The sequence below is a fragment of the Azoarcus sp. KH32C genome, assembly GCF_000349945.1.
Taxonomy (GTDB): Bacteria; Pseudomonadota; Gammaproteobacteria; order Burkholderiales; family Rhodocyclaceae; genus Aromatoleum.
Genome location: NC_020516.1, coordinates 1,638,613 through 1,654,935, shown reverse-complemented (window position 1 = coordinate 1,654,935; position 16,323 = coordinate 1,638,613). Strand labels below are relative to the sequence as shown.

Here is a 16,323-nt window from a genome sequence, read left to right as displayed (position 1 = left end):
GCCCTCATGAACCTGCTCCTCGCCCAGTCGATCAACCTCTTCGCCGTGGTGCTGCTCGTGCTCGCGTTCGCGATGATCGCGCAGCGGCGGATCCTGACGTTGATCCATCTCTTCACGCTGCAGGGTGCGTCGCTCGTCTGCGCGACGCTGATCGTCGCCTATCTGACGGGGCAGCACCATCTGTACTTCTCGGCGGGGATGACCTTCGTGCTGAAGGTGATCCTGATCCCGATCCTGCTGCACCGGGTCATCGAGCGCCTGAACGTGCGCTGGGACGTCGAGACGCTCTTCAACATCCCGACGACGATGCTGATCGGCATCGTGCTCGTGATCGTCGCCTTCAATCTCGCACGCCCGATCTCCGGGCTGTCGACGTCCATCGCCCGCGGCACCCTCGGCATCGCGCTCGCGTGCGTGCTGCTGTCCTTCCTGATGATGATCGTGCGCGCGAAGGCCGTGCCGCAGGTGATCGGCTTCCTGTCGATGGAAAACGGCCTCTTCTTCGCGGCGACCGCAGCGACGAGCGGCATGCCGATGATCGTCGAGCTCGGCATCGCCTTCGACGTGCTGGTCGGCATCCTGATCCTCGGCGTGTTCATGTTCCAGATCCGCGAGCAGTTCGACAGCCTCGACATCCGCCATCTCGAAAAGCTGAAGGAAGACTGATGGACCCGCTCCTCCTCGTCCTCTCGATTCCGCTCGCCGGCGGCGCGTTGCTCGCGATCTGGGGCGACCGGGACCGGGCCAGCGAACTGAACGCCGGGGTGAGCCTGCTGACCCTCGCCGCGAGCGTCTGGCTGACGACGGTCGTCATCCGCCACGGGCCGCAAATGATGTGGGGCGAGCAGTTCTTCGTCGATCCGCTGAACGTCTTCCTCGTCACGCTCACGGCCTTCGTCGGCTTCACGACCTCGCTCTTCTCGCGCCCCTACATGCGCGTCGAACGCGACCACGGCAAGATGACGCCGGGGCGCATGCGGCTCTTCCACAGCATGTACCAGTTCTTCAACGGCATGATGCTGTTCGCGCTGACGACGAACAACCTCGGCATCCTGTGGGTCGCAATGGAGGCGGCGACGCTGACCACGGTGCTGTTGGTGTCGGTCTATCGCACCGCCGCGAGCCTGGAAGCCGCGTGGAAGTACTTCATCCTGTGCGGCGTTGGTATCGCGCAGGCGCTTTTCGGCACCATCCTCGTCTATCTCGCGGCCGAACGCGCGATCGGCGGCGGCGAGAGCGCGCTGCTGTGGACCCATCTCGCCGCAGCGAGCCAGTCGCTCGACCCCGGCATCCTGTCGCTCGCCTTCGTCTTCCTGTTGCTCGGCTACGGCACCAAGGTCGGCCTCGTCCCGGTGCACAACTGGCTGCCGGATGCGCACGCCGAAGGCCCGACGCCGATCTCGGCGGTGCTGTCGGGCCTGCTGCTCAACGTCGCGCTGTACGCCGTGCTGCGCGTCAAGGTACTCGCCGACGGCGCGCTCGAAAGCGGACTGCCGGGGCGCATGATGATCGGCTTCGGCCTGCTTACCGTCGTCGTCGCGGCCTTCTTCCTGTCGCGCCAGCGCGATGTCAAGCGCATGTTCGCGTACTCGTCGATCGAGCACATGGGCCTGATGACCTTCGCCTTCGGCCTCGGCGGCCCGATCGCGAACTTCGCCGGGCTGCTGCACATGACCGTGCATGCGCTCGTCAAGTCCGCGATCTTCTTCGCCGTCGGCCACGCCGCGCAAAAGGCCGGATCGCAGGCGATGGAGGACATCCGCGGCCTGCTCAAGGTGAGCCCCACCGTGGGCTGGGGCCTGATGCTCGGATCGCTCGCGATCCTCGGCATGCCGCCCTTCGGCGTCTTCGCAAGCGAGTTCCTGATCCTGACGACCGCGATGCGCGAGCTCCCGTGGGCGACGCCGCTCCTCCTGATCGCGCTCGGCGTCGCCTTCGCCGCAATCTTCAGCCGCGTGCAGCCGATGGTCTTCGGCGAAACCGCGCTGCGTCCACTCGCCCACCCGCCCGCGCTGCTGCCGGTGTTCATCCACCTGGGACTCGCGCTGATGCTCGGCCTCTACATTCCGCCGTATCTCGATGGCTGGTATCGGCAGGCGGCCCGGATGATCGGAGGCTAACGATGAACTTCTTCGAACTCGATTGCCGCTTCGAACGCATCGCCGCACCGCTGCCTATGTATTGCGCCGACGTCGACGCGGCGCAGTGGAGCGCGCTCGCACTGGCCGTTGCCGAGGAAAAGGGCCGGCTCGTGAGCCTGTGGGGCAGCGACGAGCGCGCCACGGGCGACGGCTTCACGGTGTCCGCGGCGTATGCGACCGCGGACGGCCTGCTGTGGGCGAAGCTCGGCCTCGATCCCGCACGCCCGACCTACCCCGACATCGCCCGCCTCTTCGCGCCCGCGATCCGCATGCAGCGCGCCGCGCGCGACCTCGTCGGCATCGAGCCCGAAGACGCCGACGACATGCGCCCCTGGCTGCGTCACGGCGCGTGGCCGGCGGACTACTTTCCACTGCGCTTCGAGAGCACGGGCGAGGAACGCTTCGAGCCACAGGCCGACGCCTACGCGTTCGTCCCCGTCGAAGGCGACGGAGTGCATGAGATTCCGGTCGGCCCGGTGCACGCCGGCATCATCGAGCCCGGCCACTTCCGTTTTTCGGTCGTCGGCGAGAAGGTGCTACGCCTCGAACAACGCCTCGGCTACAAGCACAAGGGCATCGAGCGGCGCTTCATGGGCATGGACCTCGACGAGGGCGCCCGCCTCGCCGGCCGCGTGTCGGGCGACAGCACAGTTGCCTACGCGTGGGCGTACGCGATGGCCGCCGAATCGCTCGCCGGTGCGACAGTGCCCGATCGCGCGGCCTGGTTGCGCGCGCTGCTGCTCGAACGCGAACGCGTCGCAAACCATCTCGGCGACCTTGGCGCGCTCGGCAACGACGCCGCGTTCGGCTTCGCGCTCACCCAATTCTCGCGACTGCGCGAAGACTGGCTGCGCGCGAACCGCGATTGCTTCGGCCACCGCCTGCTGATGGACTGCATCCGCCCCGGCGGCGTCGCACGCGATCTCGATGCCGCCGCCAGCGCACGGCTGCGCAAGCAGGTCATCGACATCGGCCGCGAAGTCGCCGAACTGAAGGACATCTTCGACGAGCACGCCGGCCTGCAGGACCGTTTCGTCACCACCGGCCGCGTCACGGCGGAGCTCGCGACAAGACTCGGCCTCACCGGGCTTGCCGGCCGCGCGAGCGGGCTTCCCTCGGACCTGCGCGCCGACTTCCCCTGGCCTCCGTACGACCGACTGGCCGTCACCGCCAGCACCCAGCGCAACGGCGACGTCGCGGCCCGCGTCGCCATCCGCTTCGACGAATGTTTCGCCTCGCTGCGGCTCATCGATGCACTGGTCGCCGATCTGCCCTCCGGGCCGATCCACGAGCCGGTTGCCGCAAGGCCCGAAGGCATCGGCGCCGGCTGGGTCGAAGGCTGGCGCGGCGAGGTCTTCGTCGCGCTCGAAACCAGCCCACAGGGGCGCATCGCACGCTGCCACTGTCACGATCCGTCGTGGCAGAACTGGCCCGTCCTCGAACACGCCATCATCGGCAACATCGTCCCGGACTTCCCGCTGATCAACAAATCCTTCAACCTCAGCTATTCAGGGCAGGATCTGTGATGTGGCACATCCTCAAATACGTCGCCCGCCGCGGCCGCGTCTCCGAGCCGCCCCCCGAACCAGCCGCAGGAGCGGGCCAGCCGGCGCATGAAATCCACGACGAGATCCTCGCGATCCTCGGCCGCGCGCTCGCGATCCGCGAAGTCGATGCCGGCTCGTGCAACGGCTGCGAGCTCGAGATCAACGCGCTGAACAACCCCTACTACAACATCGAAGGCCTCGGCATCCGCTTCGTCGCGAGCCCCCGCCACGCCGACATGCTGCTCGTGACCGGCCCCGTCACGCGCAACATGGAAGTGGCGCTGCGACGCACCTACGACGCAACGCCCGCCCCGAAGCTCGTCGTCGCCGTCGGCGAATGCGCCTGCACCGGTGGCATCTTCGGCGAGAGCTACGCGAGCTGCGGCCGCGTCTCGAACGTCATCCCGGTCGACGTCACCGTCCCCGGGTGCCCGCCGGCGCCCACCGATATCCTTGCAGGCATTCTCGCGGCACTCCGCGGCCACCCCGCCGACTCGACATCCAGCCCCCCGGCCGCCGACCCCACCCCCGAGGCCAACTAGTCCCCCGAGCCCCTCTTTGCTTGAACTCGACCGGACTGAAACCATCGAACCGGTTGCCCGATGCCGGTTTTCAAGGCGTCTCATGGTCCACGCATCCCAAAATGCCTCCGAGCCGACTTGTTCTCCTGTCTGACGCTGGCCACGCTAGCCGCGAATTCCCGGTATCTTTCGCGCCGACGAGAGTTGCGTCGTGATCGACCCGTCCGCCGAAAGAATCACCCGCCGCGTCATCGTCGGATTCCTGCTGGGGGGGCTGCTGGTACTCGGCTACACGGTCCTGCATCTCTTCATCGTACCGGTGGCGTGGGCGATCATCATTGCGTTCGCCACCTGGCCCCTGTACCAGCCGCTACGCCGCCGCCTGCCTCGGCACCCGACACTCGGCGCGCTCACGATGACCCTGCTGCTCGCCGCAGCCCTCGTGCTGCCCGCGCTATGGGTCGCGATCCTGCTGCGCAGCGAACTCGGCCAGGCGGTCGCGGCGATCATGGGCCAGATCAAGCAGGGCAGCTTTGCCTTACCTGACGTCGTCCGGAACGTGCCCTGGCTGGGCAGCTTCCTGCAAGGCATGCTCGATGGACTGGCCGGCGACCCGGAAGCCTTCCGCGCCCAGATGACCGAATGGTTCAGCCAGGGCGCCGACCATTTGATCGACGTCGTTGGAAACGTCGGGCGCAACACGGTGAAGCTCGGCTTCGCGATGATCACGGTCTTCTTCCTTTACCGCGACGGGGACCGGGTGCTTGAGCAGGTTCAGCTTCTGCTCCGCCGATTTCTCGGGTCGCGGGTCGATGCTTACCTCCGCGCCGTCGAGGACATGACCAAGGCGGTCGTCTGGGGGCTGGTGGCGACCGCGCTTGTGCAGGGCGTCTTCGCCGGGATCGGCTACTGGTGGGCCGGCGTCTCCGCGCCCGTGCTCCTGGGGGCGATAACGGCGCTCATCGCCATGATTCCGTTCGGAACGCCGTTTGCATGGGGAACGATCGGCATCTGGCTGCTCGCCAGCGGGGCGACGGCCAAAGGCATCGGCCTGCTCCTGTGGGGCGCACTGGTCGTGAGTTCGGTGGACAATCTCGTCCGTCCCCTCGTCATCAGCAATGCCACCCGTATTCCCTTCCTGTTGGTCATGTTCGGCGTGCTGGGAGGACTGGCTGCGTTCGGACTGATCGGCCTCTTCATCGGCCCCGTCGTTCTAGCGGTGCTCATGGCGGTATGGCGGGAATGGATCGCGGAGTCGCGCCTGGATCGGGCCTAGAGTTCATGCCCGAGACACGGCGGTCAGACGTCCTCACCGCTCGACCGCATCGATGATCCGCTCGCGCCGCCGCCAACGCAGCGAGAACCAGATCGATGTGCCGATAAGGATCGCGACCACCGCAAGCGACCAGCCGATCGGGATCTTGTACACATCGACAAGCAGCATCTTTCCACCGATGAAGACCAGCACTGCAGCGAGGCCGTACTTGAGCAGCGCGAAACGGTCCGCCATGTCTGCCAGCAGAAAGTACATCGCCCGCAGCCCGAGAATGGCGAAGACGTTCGAGGTCAGGACGATGAAGGGGTCGGTCGTGACCGCGAATATCGCCGGAATCGAATCGACCGCGAAAATCACGTCCGACGCTTCGACCAGAACGAGCGCCATGAACAGCGGCGTCATGTAACGCACGCCATTCTGTTCAACGAAGAAGCGCTCGCCGTGAAGTCGGTCGACAATTCTAAGGCGGCTGCGCAGCGCGTTCAGCAAGCGGTTGTTCGCAAGATCCTGCGTTCCGTCCGCATGACGCCACATCCTGATCCCCGTCATCAGCAGGAAGGCGCCGAACAGATAGAGAATCCAGTGAAACTGTGCGATCAGCCAGGCGCCGGCGAAGATCATTGCCGTCCGCAGCACGATGGCGCCAACCACGCCGAGAAGCAGCACGCGCCTCTGCAGCTCCGCGGGGATACCGAAATACGCAAAAAGCATCAACCAGACGAAGACATTGTCCACCGCCAGCGACTTCTCGATCAGGTATCCGGTTATGAATTCGAGGGACTTCTCGTTCGCGAGTTCGCGCCCATGGCTGGCGTCCAGATGCCACCAAAGTCCGGCTGCGAAGAGGAGGGCCACCAAGACCCAGACGCCCGACCAGGCCGCCGCTTCGCGGAAGCTCACGCGATGCTGCCGCCCGCCGCCGACCACGAACAGGTCGATCGCGAGCATCACGCTCACAATGCCCGCGAAACCAGCCCAAAGCGAGGAGTTGCCGATGGTTTCCATGTTCTCTCCCGATCATGGCTGCTGGCCAATCTAGGAGCGATCTCGCTCCAGATAAACAGCAATATCCGGAGACGATGCTTCCGTTTTTCCGAACCCTGAACCGGCATATCCTCCCCGGCCTCCTATACTGGACTGATCCCCTAAGGCGGGCACCGAAGGCCCCAGGACGCTTCATCAGTCAGGAGAGATGCCGTGATGCAAGACAGCTTCAATTCCAGGGCGACGCTGGCAGTCGATGACCGGACCTACGCCTACTACAGCCTGAAAGCCCTCGAACCCGTCTACCCGATCGCCCGCCTGCCCTATTCGATCAAAGTCCTGCTGGAGAACCTGCTGCGCCACGAGGACGGCGTCAGCACCACCCGGGCCGACATCGAAGCGCTGGCCGGCGCCGACTTCAAGAAACTCCCCGCCCACGACATCAACTTCACGCCCGCCCGCGTGATCCTGCAGGACTTCACCGGCGTGCCCTGCGTCGTGGATCTCGCCGCGATGCGTGACGCGATCCGGAAGCTCGGCGGCGATGCCGCCGCCGTGAACCCGCTGTGTCCGGTCGAACTCGTCATCGACCACTCGGTGATGGTCGACAGCTACGGCAGCAAGGATTCCTTCGACATCAACGCGAAGATCGAATTCGAGCGCAACCAGGAGCGCTACACCTTCCTGCGCTGGGGCCAGGAAGCGCTGCGCAACTTCAAGGTCGTGCCGCCCGACACCGGCATCGTGCACCAGGTGAATCTCGAATACCTCGCGCGCGTCGTCTTCGACAAGGACGGCCTGCTCTACCCGGACACCTGCTTCGGCACCGACAGCCACACGACGATGGTCAATGGCATCGGCGTGCTCGGCTGGGGCGTCGGCGGCATCGAGGCCGAGGCCGCGATGCTCGGCCAGCCCTCGTCGATGCTGATTCCGGAAGTGATCGGCGTCCGCGTCAGCGGCAAGCTCGCCGAAGGCGCGACCGCCACCGACCTCGTGCTCACGGTCACCGAGACACTGCGCAAACGCGGCGTCGTCGAAAAATTCGTCGAATTCTTCGGACCCGGCCTCGCCAACCTCTCCGCCGCCGACCGCAACACCATCGGCAACATGGCCCCCGAATACGGCGCGACCTGCGGCATCTTCCCGATCGATGCGGAAACCCTGAACTACCTGCGTCTCACCGGCCGCAGCGAGCATCAGATCGCCGTCGTCGAGGCCTACGCCAAGGCGCAAGGCATGTGGTGGAGCCCCGACGCCCCCGAGGCCGAATACACCGACGTCGTCGAACTCGACCTCGGCGCCATCGTCCCCAGCCTCGCCGGACCGAAGCGCCCGCAGGACCGCGTGCCGCTCTCCGCCGTCAAAGTCAATTTCCGCCAGGCGCTGGAAGCCGAGCAGGCCCTGCGCCCGTCCCAAGGGCCGGCCACCGTCACCGACGGCGGCCGCGGCTTCACGCTCAAGGACGGCGCGGTCGTGATCGCAGCGATCACCTCCTGCACCAACACCTCGAACCCCAACGTGCTGATCGGCGCCGGCCTCTTGGCCCGCAAGGCGCGGGCGCTGGGCCTCGCGAGCCAACCCTGGGTCAAGACCTCGCTCGCCCCCGGCTCGCGCGCCGTGACCGAATACCTCGAACGGTCCGGCCTGTTGCGCGACCTCGAGCACTTCGGCTTCCACCTCGCCGCCTACGGCTGCACGACCTGCATCGGCAATTCCGGCCCGCTCAACGAACCGATCGGCAAGGCGATCCAGCACAACGCCCTGAGCGTCAGCGCCGTGCTCTCCGGCAACCGCAACTTCGAAGGTCGCATCCACCAGGACGTGCGGATGAACTACCTCGCCTCGCCGCCGCTCGTCGTCGCCTTCGCGATCGCCGGCACGACCGACGTCGACCTCACGACCGAGCCGATCGGCACGGGCAAGGACGGCAAGCCGGTCTTCCTCGCAGACATCTGGCCCTCCAATCAGGAAATCCAGGCCGAAGTCGCACGGTCGGTCACCGCCGAACTCTTCAGGATGAGCTACGCCGACGTCCTCACCGGCGACGAGCGCTGGCGCTCGATCCGCGTCACCCCGTCCGAGACCTACGACTGGGACGCCACCAGCACCTACATCCGCAACCCGCCCTACTTCGAAGGCATCACCAAGACGCCGCCCGGCATCCAGCCGATCCAGGGCGCCCGCTGCCTCGCCGTCTTCGGCGACTCCATCACCACCGACCACATCAGCCCCGCCGGCAGCATCAAGCGCGACGGACCGGCCGGCAAATACCTCGTCGACCAAGGCGTGCAGCCCACCGACTTCAACAGCTTCGGCTCCCGCCGCGGCAACCACGAAGTCATGATGCGCGGCACCTTCGCCAACACCCGCATCAAGAACGCGATGACGCCGGGCATCGAAGGCGGCGTCTCAGCCTACGTCAATGGGGACATCCATCCGGCCGAACCCATCTACGACGTCGCCAAACGCTACGCGGCCAAGGGGACGCCGCTGGTCGTCCTCGCCGGGAAGGAATACGGCACCGGCTCGTCCCGCGACTGGGCGGCGAAAGGCACCCTGCTGCTCGGCGTCAAGGCCGTGATCTCCGAATCCTTCGAACGCATCCACCGCGCGAATCTGGTCGGGATGGGGGTGCTGCCGCTCAACTTCGTCGACGGCCAGAACGCCGCGATGCTTGGGCTGGACGGGACCGAAGTCTTCGATATCGACGGGCTGCAGCCTCACGTGTCGGAAGTCACCGTCACCGCACGCAAGCTGGATGGAACGGGCACCACTTTCCGGGCCAAGGTCAGGATCAATACCGCCAAGGAGTGGGACTACTTCGAGCACGGGGGCGTGTTGCAGTACATGTTGAGGCAGATGGCGGGGTAAGGGGCGGAGGCGACCTGCAGCATTTCGGCCACCTTGCTAGCAACAGTCGCGCCGCTCACTCCATTCGCGCGCCGTCCGTTCGAGATGATCGAGAAAGACGGCCGCAACCGGAGAAAGCCGTTTCCCGCGCTGATAGAGCGTGAACCAGCGGGACTGGAGCGGGAAGCCTTTCACGTCGAGAATGGTGAGTTGATCGCTCGCGGGTGTGGTGGGCAGGGCGTGGCGCGAGATCACCGCAAGACCGAGGCCACCTGCAACGGCCTGCTTGATCGCCTCATTGCTGCCCAGTTCCAGCCTCACTGCAGGTACGAAGGCATGGCGTGCAAAGTGTGCGTCGCACGCGAGGCGTGTCCCCGAACCACGTTCGCGCAGGATGAAGCGCTCGGCCGAGAGGTCGGCGAGTTCGAGTTGCTGCCCCGCCAGCCGGTGCCCTGCGGGCGCAATCAGGACCAGGGGATTGGGCAGGAACGCATGGCGCTCGAGGTCGAGGTTCTCCGGCGGCATCGACATGATGTAGAGGTCATCTCGGTTTTCGCGCAGGCGCGCGACGACGCCGTCGCGATTCAGGACTTCGAGTGCGATCTCGATGTTCGGGTGCTCCGCGCAAAAGCTGCCCAGCAGGCGCGGCACGAAGTACTTCGCGGTGCTCACCAGGGCCACGCGCAGCCGCCCTCGCTCCAGCCCTTTCATCGCATCAATGGCCTGCTCGAACGCGAGCCACTCGTCGAGCATCGCCCGCGCCGTCTCCGCGAGCGCCTCGCCCGCCGCGGTCAGGTGCAGGCGTTTGCCGATCTGCTCATAGAGGGGCAGACCAACGGCGTCCGCCAGTTCGCGCAGTTGCATCGACACCGTCGGCTGCGTGACGTGGCAGGCCTTGGCGGCGGCGGTAACGCTGCCGTGGTCGGCGAGCGCCAGAAAGAGACGCAACTGGCGAAAGGTGGCATTCATAGATATTTATCGATCCATATCATCATAAATATCGATTATTTATTATTTTCACCCATCGGTAACATCGGGGCCAACGTCAATTGTCCGAAAGGAAGGACGACCCTCCGTGAAAACCCATACATCCGAAACCCAGGCCTCCGTCACCCCGGCACTTGCCCTGCAGTTCCTCAAGGAGGGTAACGCGCGCTTCGTGAACAACCTGCGCGTGAGCCGCGACCTGTTGCAGCAAGCCAACGAGACACACGACGGCCAGTGGCCGTTCGCCACCATCGTCAGCTGCATCGACAGCCGCACCTCGGCGGAGCTCATCTTCGACCAGGGTCTGGGCGATATCTTTTCCGTGCGCATCGCCGGCAACGTGATCAACACCGACATCATCGGCAGCCTCGAATTCGCCTGCCACGTGGCCGGGTCGAAGCTCATCGTGGTACTCGGGCACACCTCATGCGGCGCGATCAAGGGCGCGTGCGACCACGTGGAGCTTGGCAACCTGACCGAGCTGCTGTCGAAGATCCAGCCGGCCGCGTATGAAGAGAACCAGACACCGGATCCAACGGCTCGCAACTCGAAGAACGCCGCGTTCGTCGAGAACGTGGCCGACCTGAACGTACGCCGCTCGGTGCGGTCGGTCGTCAACCGCAGCACCATCCTCGAGCACATGATCGCCGCCGGCAAGGTGGGCATCATCGGCGGCAAACATGACCTGGCCAGCGGCGAGGTGACGTTCTTCGACGACACCTGGTTGTACGGCGAGGCGTCGGTGCAGAGCATCGCCGGCTAGTTAAGCTCTCGGCGGTCTCGAGGCCTGGCGGGGTCGCCAAGATTGAGAATCCCTCAATCGTTATGCAAATCGATTTCATAGATCCGTTGCCTGAGGCTTCTCCACCACGTAACCAGGCTTGACCGGCCAACGCCGGCCATCTATGCAGAAGTGCAGTTCGTCCCGCATTCGAGACGGAGATGGCCGCATGGTAAGCAGACGCCGGTTCATTCTCGGAACAGCCGGAGTGCTGGGCTCCCTGGTCGTCGGCTGGTCCGTGCTGCCGCCCAGGCAGCGGATGACGCCCTCGAAGCCTCTACCGGCGGGCGCCAACGAGACGGCCATGAACGGCTGGGTCAAGCTCGCGCCCGACGGCGCGGTGATCGTGATGCTGTCCAAGAGCGAAATGGGCCAGGGCATCATGACCTCGCTTGCGATGCTCCTCGCCGACGAGATGGACGCCGACTGGTCGAGCGTGCGCACCGAGATGGCGCCGATCGACGCGATCTACAACAACCTCACGGTCGCCGTCCAAAGCCTCCCGTTTCGCCCGGACGATCACGGCCCGGTCAAGCAAGTCGGCGAATGGATGGCCGCGAAGCTCGCGCGCGAGTTCGGCGTCATGGCCACCGGCGGCTCTTCGAGCATCCGGGACCTCTGGCTGCCGATGCGCAAGGCCGGGGCCGCCGCCCGCCACATGCTGATCGCGGCAGCGGCGGAGCAATGGCAGGTGCCGGCAGGCGAATGCGGCACCGCCTCCGGCCGTGTCGTGCATCCTTCCGGTCAATCCGCCGCCTTCGGCGAACTGGCCGCGGCGGCCGCGCGCCAGCCGCTCCCCGACGACCCGCCGCTCAAGGACATCAACGACTTCACGCTGATCGGCAAGCCGCTGCCGCGGATCGAAGCCCCCGGCAAGCTCGACGGAAGCGCCACCTTCGGCATCGACGCGCTGCCTGACGGACTGCTGTATGCGAGTGTGCGCATGTGTCCGGTGCTCGGCGGCACCGTCGCGAACTTCGATGCGGCCGGCGCGATGCGACTAGCCGGCGTGCGCAAGGTGCTCGCCGTCGACGCCTTCCACGGCGGTACCGCCGGCGTCGCCGTGATCGCGGACACGCCCTGGCATGCGGAAAAGGCGCTGGAGGCCGTCCGGATTACCTGGGACGAAGGCGCCATGGCGAGCATCGGCAGCGCCCAGGTGCTCGATCAGTTGTCGAAGACCCTCGACAGCCAGGACGGCCGTAGCTACTACCGGACCGGCGACGTCGACGGTGCCCTCGCCGGCGCCGCCAAGCGCATCGAGGTCGAGTACCGCGTCCCCTATCTCGCCCACATGACCATGGAGCCGATGAACTGCACGGTCCAGGTCCAGGACGGCAAAGCCACCGTGTGGACCTCGACACAGGTCCCGACGACCGCCCGGCATGCGGTCGCCAAGGTCCTCGGCATAGCACCCGCGCAGGTCGACGTCAGGGTGCTGCTGATCGGCTGCGGCCTCGGACGCCGGCTCGAAGTCGATTACATCGTGCAGGCGGCCGCGATTGCCCACGCCGCGGGCGGGCTGCCGGTGCAGACGATGTGGTCGCGCGGCGAAGACACGACCCACGACTTCTACCGCCCGGCCTGCGTATCGCGCCTCCGCGCCGGCTTCGATGCCGACAACCGGCTCGTCGCCTGGTGGAACGCGTCCGCCAGCCAATCCATCATCGACCAAGTCGTCAAGCGCACGATCGGCCTGCCCTGGCCCTTTCGGGACAAGACGACCTCCGAAGGCGCTTTCGACCAGCCTTATGAATGGCCCAACGCCCGCGTCGCGCACCAGCGCGTCGAGCTTCCCGTGCCGGTCGGCTTCTGGCGCTCCGTCGGGCACTCGCACAACGCCTTCTTCACCGAATCCTTCATCGACGAAGCCGCCGCTGCGATCGGGCGGGACCCGGTGGACTTCCGCCTGTCGCTGCTGCAAAACCATCCCCGCCATCGCGCCGTGCTCGAACGCGCGGCGGCACTCGCCGACTGGCGAACTCCGCCCGCCCCGGCCCCCGACGGACAGCGCAAGGCCCGCGGTGTCGCCCTGCACGAGAGCTTCGGCAGCATCGTCGCCCAGGTGGTCGAAGCATCACTGGATGCGGACGAGCAGATCCGCGTGCACCGCGTCGTCTGCGTCATCGACTGCGGCTTCGCCGTCAATCCCGGCCTGATCCGGCAACAGATGGAGGGCGGCATCGTTTTCGGCCTCAGCGCCGCCCTGCATGGCGAAATCGTCATCGAAAACGGCAGGGTCAAGCAGCGCACCTTCGACGATCAGAACGTCGTCCGCATGGACACCTGCCCGCGGATCGAAACCGACATCATCCCCAGCAGCGAGCCCCCCGCCGGTGTCGGCGAGGCCGGCGCCCCGCCCGTCGCCCCCGCCCTCGCCAACGCCCTGTTCGCGCTGACCGGCCGACGGCTGCGCTCCCTGCCGCTCGGCTTCAAGCCCGCCCCTCTGTGGAGTTGCCATGCCAAGACTCCTGGTCAACGGTAAGCCCTACGAGATCACGGCCGAGCCGGACACCCCCTTGCTATGGGTGCTCCGCGCCGAACTGAAACTCACCGGCACCAAGTACGGCTGCGGCGTCGGCGTATGCGGCGCGTGCACGGTCCACCTCGACGGCGTCGCCGCCCGCGCCTGCACCACGACCGTCGAAGAAGTCCTCACCGCGCGGCAGGCCGTCACGACCATCGAAGGCCTGTCGGGGCGCGAAGCCGATGCCCTGCGCAAGGCCTTCGTCACCATCGACGTCGTGCAGTGCGGCTACTGCCAAAGCGGCCAGCTGATGGGCGCGGCCGCGCTGCTGAAGCGATCCCCACGGCCGACCGACGCGGAGATCAATGCGGCGATGCAATGCAACCTGTGCCGCTGCGGCACCTATCCGCGGATCCGGGCGGCGATCCATCAGGCGGCGACGGATATGCGCTAACACAGGCCCGGAATTCGTTTCATTCCTATTGACCACCATAATTTCAACTTGTTGTTTTTCAGTGCTTTCAGTCGTAGCATTCGTTTCACCATTCGTTTCATGTGCCTGCCATGTCCTGCTTCACGGACCACGAAGTCCAAAAGATTCTTCGCTGCACATTGAGCGTACTGCCGCCTCTGGGCAAGGTCCGCATTGCTGCCCCCCGGCACATGAACCTCGACACGATCCGCGTCTTCGCAATCTAGAAGCTCACCTGGATCAGGGCGCAGCAAGGCAAGATACAGGCTCAGGTGCGCGAAGCTCCGCGCGAATAACCTCGACCGCGAAAGCCATTACGTTTGGGGGCGACGCTACCTCCTCAAGCGCTTTGAGAAAGACGGGCCGCCCGCTATCGAACTCAAGCACAACAAGCTCGTGATGCAGGTGCGGCCAAGCACGGACGAAGCCCGCTGCCGGGAAATCCTTGATGCGTGGTACCGGGATCAGATACGGGAAGCCTTACCCGCCCTGATGGCCAAATGGGAGCCGGTGGTGGGAGTAAAGGCCGCACGCGTGTTCGTGCAGCGCATGAAGACCAAGTGGGGCGGGTGCAACCCCGCATCCCGGGCAATCCGGCTCAATACGGACCTCGCTAAGAAGCCCGCGGAGTGCCTCGAATATATCGTGGTCCACGAGATGACCCATCTCCTGGAGCCCACCCACAATGCGCGCTTCACGGCCTTGATGGATCTATTCCTGCCGCAATGGCAGCACCTGCGAAAGCTGTTGAACGAATTGCCGGTGCGGCACGAGGAGTGGGATTACTAAGCCGGATGTGCGGAGACGTCTCGATGGAAGCTTCGCGGCTCACTTCACCCAGCGTCGAGCATCCTTGAGGAGCAGCAGCAATTGCTGCTCTCGCAAGGGCGAAGCAATGAACCCGAAGCGGGTGTAGAACTTCGCCGCATTTTCGTCGATCGGATGGGTCAGCATCGCACGGATGCCAGCCTGCTCGGCAATCAGCAACGTGCGCCGGATCGCGTCCTGCAACATGCCAAAGCCGATACCACGCCCCTGATCCTGTCGCGACACCGCCAGCCGGGCGAGGATCACCACCGGCACCGGGTACTGTCCCATCCCCTTGCGGATGCGGTCGGGCGCTTCGAGCGTGTCAACCTGGCCAACGGTCAGGCTGAAATAGCCTGCGACTCGCTCATCGTCGGCAACGACGAAGGTCTTGGCGGAGCCGCTGCCTTGCGCCTGGCGGGCGTGGCGAACCAGCCAGTCGTTCAGCGCCGGTATTCCGCAATCGAATCCATCGCGGCGATGCTGCGTCCCCAGCGGCTCCGGACCGCGCAAGCTCATCTCACATCCCACGGAGCCTTGCGCGAGAACAGATCGCGCAAGCCCTCGTTGGGCTGCTCAGGCCGCTCCAGCAGATCCATCAAGGCTTGATATTGGCTACCCGTGACCATGAACAGGCGCTGATCGAGCAGGGTCTGCTCGGCAGCCTGGCATGCGCTGTCGAGAATGAAATCGGTCAAGGATTTGTGCGCCACCTCGGCGGCACGCCGCAACACGGCTTCTTGCTCGGGCGTGGCGCGCAGTCCCAGTCGGGCGGAGCGGGGAGCTGATGACGTGGCAGCAGCCATGATCGGCCTCCGGTTGTTAGTCCAATTGACACAATGTTAGTACAACTGACACACACAAGCCAGAAATCGAGGACAACCGCACGCCGTAATTGCCGTGCTGCCTCTCAGGTCGTCGACAAGTGCGAGCTGAACGGATTGATGCTGCGCACTCCAGTGGACTTGAAATCTTCCGTGTTACGCGTGACGACGGTCAGGTCGTAGATGAGGGCGATGGCCGCAATCTGCTTGTCGATGGGATGCTGAGGACTCGATGACATGAGCTTTCCCCAAACCTGAGCGCAGTCCAGGTCAAAGCCCAGAATCCGGTCCGAGCAGTCGCCAACCACCATATCCAGCCACGCCTCGAGTCGGGCGGCCTGGTCGCGCTCGCCTCAGCTACGGAAATCCGGCCGCAAGTTCTCATAATGGGACGATAAGATTTTTTTGTTGCATCGCATCAATACTTAGGCGTATTGTTCACCCGTCTCCTCCACCCTCCTCCTTGGTGTGGATTTAAGCCCGAGCTCTGCTCGGGCTTTTTCTTTTCAGGGTCGAAAACCGCTTGGGAAGTCGTGCGGAAGGCCTGGCAACTCAGCTCGGCTTCGCCTCGCGCGGTACTGGTCCCTGCGCTGCTGACCTTCGGAGGTTCGCAGCATTACCTCTCTGCGCGCGATCGCATAGCCCGCACATGGTTTCGGTAGC

The 16,323-nt window shown here is 65.3% G+C and carries 14 protein-coding genes and 1 pseudogene; 10 read left to right on the top strand and 5 right to left on the bottom strand.

The window, feature by feature from the left end; translation table 11 throughout:
* Positions 1 to 6 precede the first annotated feature (6 nt).
* The 5 genes from AZKH_RS07305 (at position 7) to AZKH_RS07285 (ending at position 5,485) form a co-directional block, all read left to right on the top strand.
* A complete protein-coding gene (locus tag AZKH_RS07305; protein ID WP_015435111.1) occupies positions 7 to 666 on the top strand; it encodes a hydrogenase 4 membrane component in 660 nt (219 codons plus the stop codon).
* Positions 666 to 2,120 carry a hydrogenase 4 subunit F gene (locus AZKH_RS07300; protein WP_015435110.1) on the top strand — a complete coding sequence of 485 codons (1,455 nt, stop codon included), beginning with the start codon at positions 666 to 668 and terminating at the stop codon, positions 2,118 to 2,120. Before AZKH_RS07305 ends, AZKH_RS07300 begins: the two co-directional genes overlap by 1 nt.
* Before the next feature lie 2 nt (positions 2,121 to 2,122).
* A complete protein-coding gene (locus AZKH_RS07295) occupies positions 2,123 to 3,667 on the top strand; it encodes a Ni,Fe-hydrogenase III large subunit (RefSeq protein WP_015435109.1) in 1,545 nt (514 codons plus the stop codon).
* Complete coding sequence (locus AZKH_RS07290) at positions 3,667 to 4,230, top strand: NADH-quinone oxidoreductase subunit B family protein (RefSeq protein ID WP_015435108.1); 564 nt, start codon at positions 3,667 to 3,669, stop codon at positions 4,228 to 4,230. The genes AZKH_RS07295 and AZKH_RS07290 overlap by 1 nt, the downstream gene beginning before the upstream one ends.
* Positions 4,231 to 4,420: 190 nt before the next feature.
* Positions 4,421 to 5,485, top strand: a complete 1,065-nt coding sequence (locus AZKH_RS07285; RefSeq protein ID WP_015435107.1) for an AI-2E family transporter — start codon at positions 4,421 to 4,423, stop codon at positions 5,483 to 5,485.
* A gap of 33 nt (positions 5,486 to 5,518) precedes the next feature.
* Here the strand turns inward: AZKH_RS07285 and AZKH_RS07280 are convergent, their stop codons facing one another.
* On the bottom strand, positions 5,519 to 6,490 hold the full coding sequence (locus AZKH_RS07280; protein ID WP_015435106.1) for a TerC family protein: 972 nt from the start codon (positions 6,488 to 6,490) through the stop codon (positions 5,519 to 5,521).
* Positions 6,491 to 6,685: 195 nt separating this feature from the next.
* Between AZKH_RS07280 and acnA the strand changes: the two genes are divergently transcribed.
* Positions 6,686 to 9,343, top strand: a complete 2,658-nt coding sequence (acnA, locus tag AZKH_RS07275) for an aconitate hydratase AcnA (protein WP_015435105.1) — start codon at positions 6,686 to 6,688, stop codon at positions 9,341 to 9,343.
* A 36-nt stretch (positions 9,344 to 9,379) separates the two neighbouring features.
* Here the strand turns inward: acnA and AZKH_RS07270 are convergent, their stop codons facing one another.
* Positions 9,380 to 10,291, bottom strand: coding sequence for a LysR family transcriptional regulator (locus AZKH_RS07270; protein ID WP_015435104.1), 912 nt, complete (start codon positions 10,289 to 10,291; stop codon positions 9,380 to 9,382).
* Positions 10,292 to 10,397: 106 nt separating this feature from the next.
* On the opposite strand from AZKH_RS07270, the gene AZKH_RS07265 reads away from it, so the two are divergent.
* From AZKH_RS07265 to AZKH_RS26765, 4 genes and pseudogenes are all read left to right on the top strand, one after another.
* Positions 10,398 to 11,072, top strand: coding sequence for a carbonic anhydrase family protein (locus AZKH_RS07265; protein WP_015435103.1), 675 nt, complete (start codon positions 10,398 to 10,400; stop codon positions 11,070 to 11,072).
* Positions 11,073 to 11,259: 187 nt separating this feature from the next.
* Positions 11,260 to 13,575, top strand: coding sequence for a xanthine dehydrogenase family protein molybdopterin-binding subunit (locus AZKH_RS07260; protein ID WP_015435102.1), 2,316 nt, complete (start codon positions 11,260 to 11,262; stop codon positions 13,573 to 13,575).
* A complete protein-coding gene (locus tag AZKH_RS07255; protein ID WP_015435101.1) occupies positions 13,550 to 14,011 on the top strand; it encodes a (2Fe-2S)-binding protein in 462 nt (153 codons plus the stop codon). The genes AZKH_RS07260 and AZKH_RS07255 overlap by 26 nt, the downstream gene beginning before the upstream one ends.
* A gap of 297 nt (positions 14,012 to 14,308) precedes the next feature.
* Positions 14,309 to 14,818, top strand: a pseudogene (locus AZKH_RS26765) (M48 family metallopeptidase); the annotation flags it as partial.
* A gap of 39 nt (positions 14,819 to 14,857) precedes the next feature.
* On the opposite strand, the gene AZKH_RS07245 reads toward AZKH_RS26765, so the two are convergent.
* The 3 genes from AZKH_RS07245 to AZKH_RS27620 form a co-directional block, all read right to left on the bottom strand.
* Complete coding sequence (locus AZKH_RS07245) at positions 14,858 to 15,355, bottom strand: GNAT family N-acetyltransferase (protein WP_015435099.1); 498 nt, start codon at positions 15,353 to 15,355, stop codon at positions 14,858 to 14,860.
* Entirely contained in the window at positions 15,352 to 15,642 is a 291-nt protein-coding gene (locus tag AZKH_RS07240; protein ID WP_015435098.1) for a DUF1778 domain-containing protein, read from the bottom strand. The genes AZKH_RS07245 and AZKH_RS07240 overlap by 4 nt, the downstream gene beginning before the upstream one ends.
* Positions 15,643 to 15,746: 104 nt before the next feature.
* Positions 15,747 to 15,899, bottom strand: a complete 153-nt coding sequence (locus tag AZKH_RS27620) for a hypothetical protein (protein ID WP_231874485.1) — start codon at positions 15,897 to 15,899, stop codon at positions 15,747 to 15,749.
* Between the last annotated feature and the right edge of the window lie 424 nt (positions 15,900 to 16,323).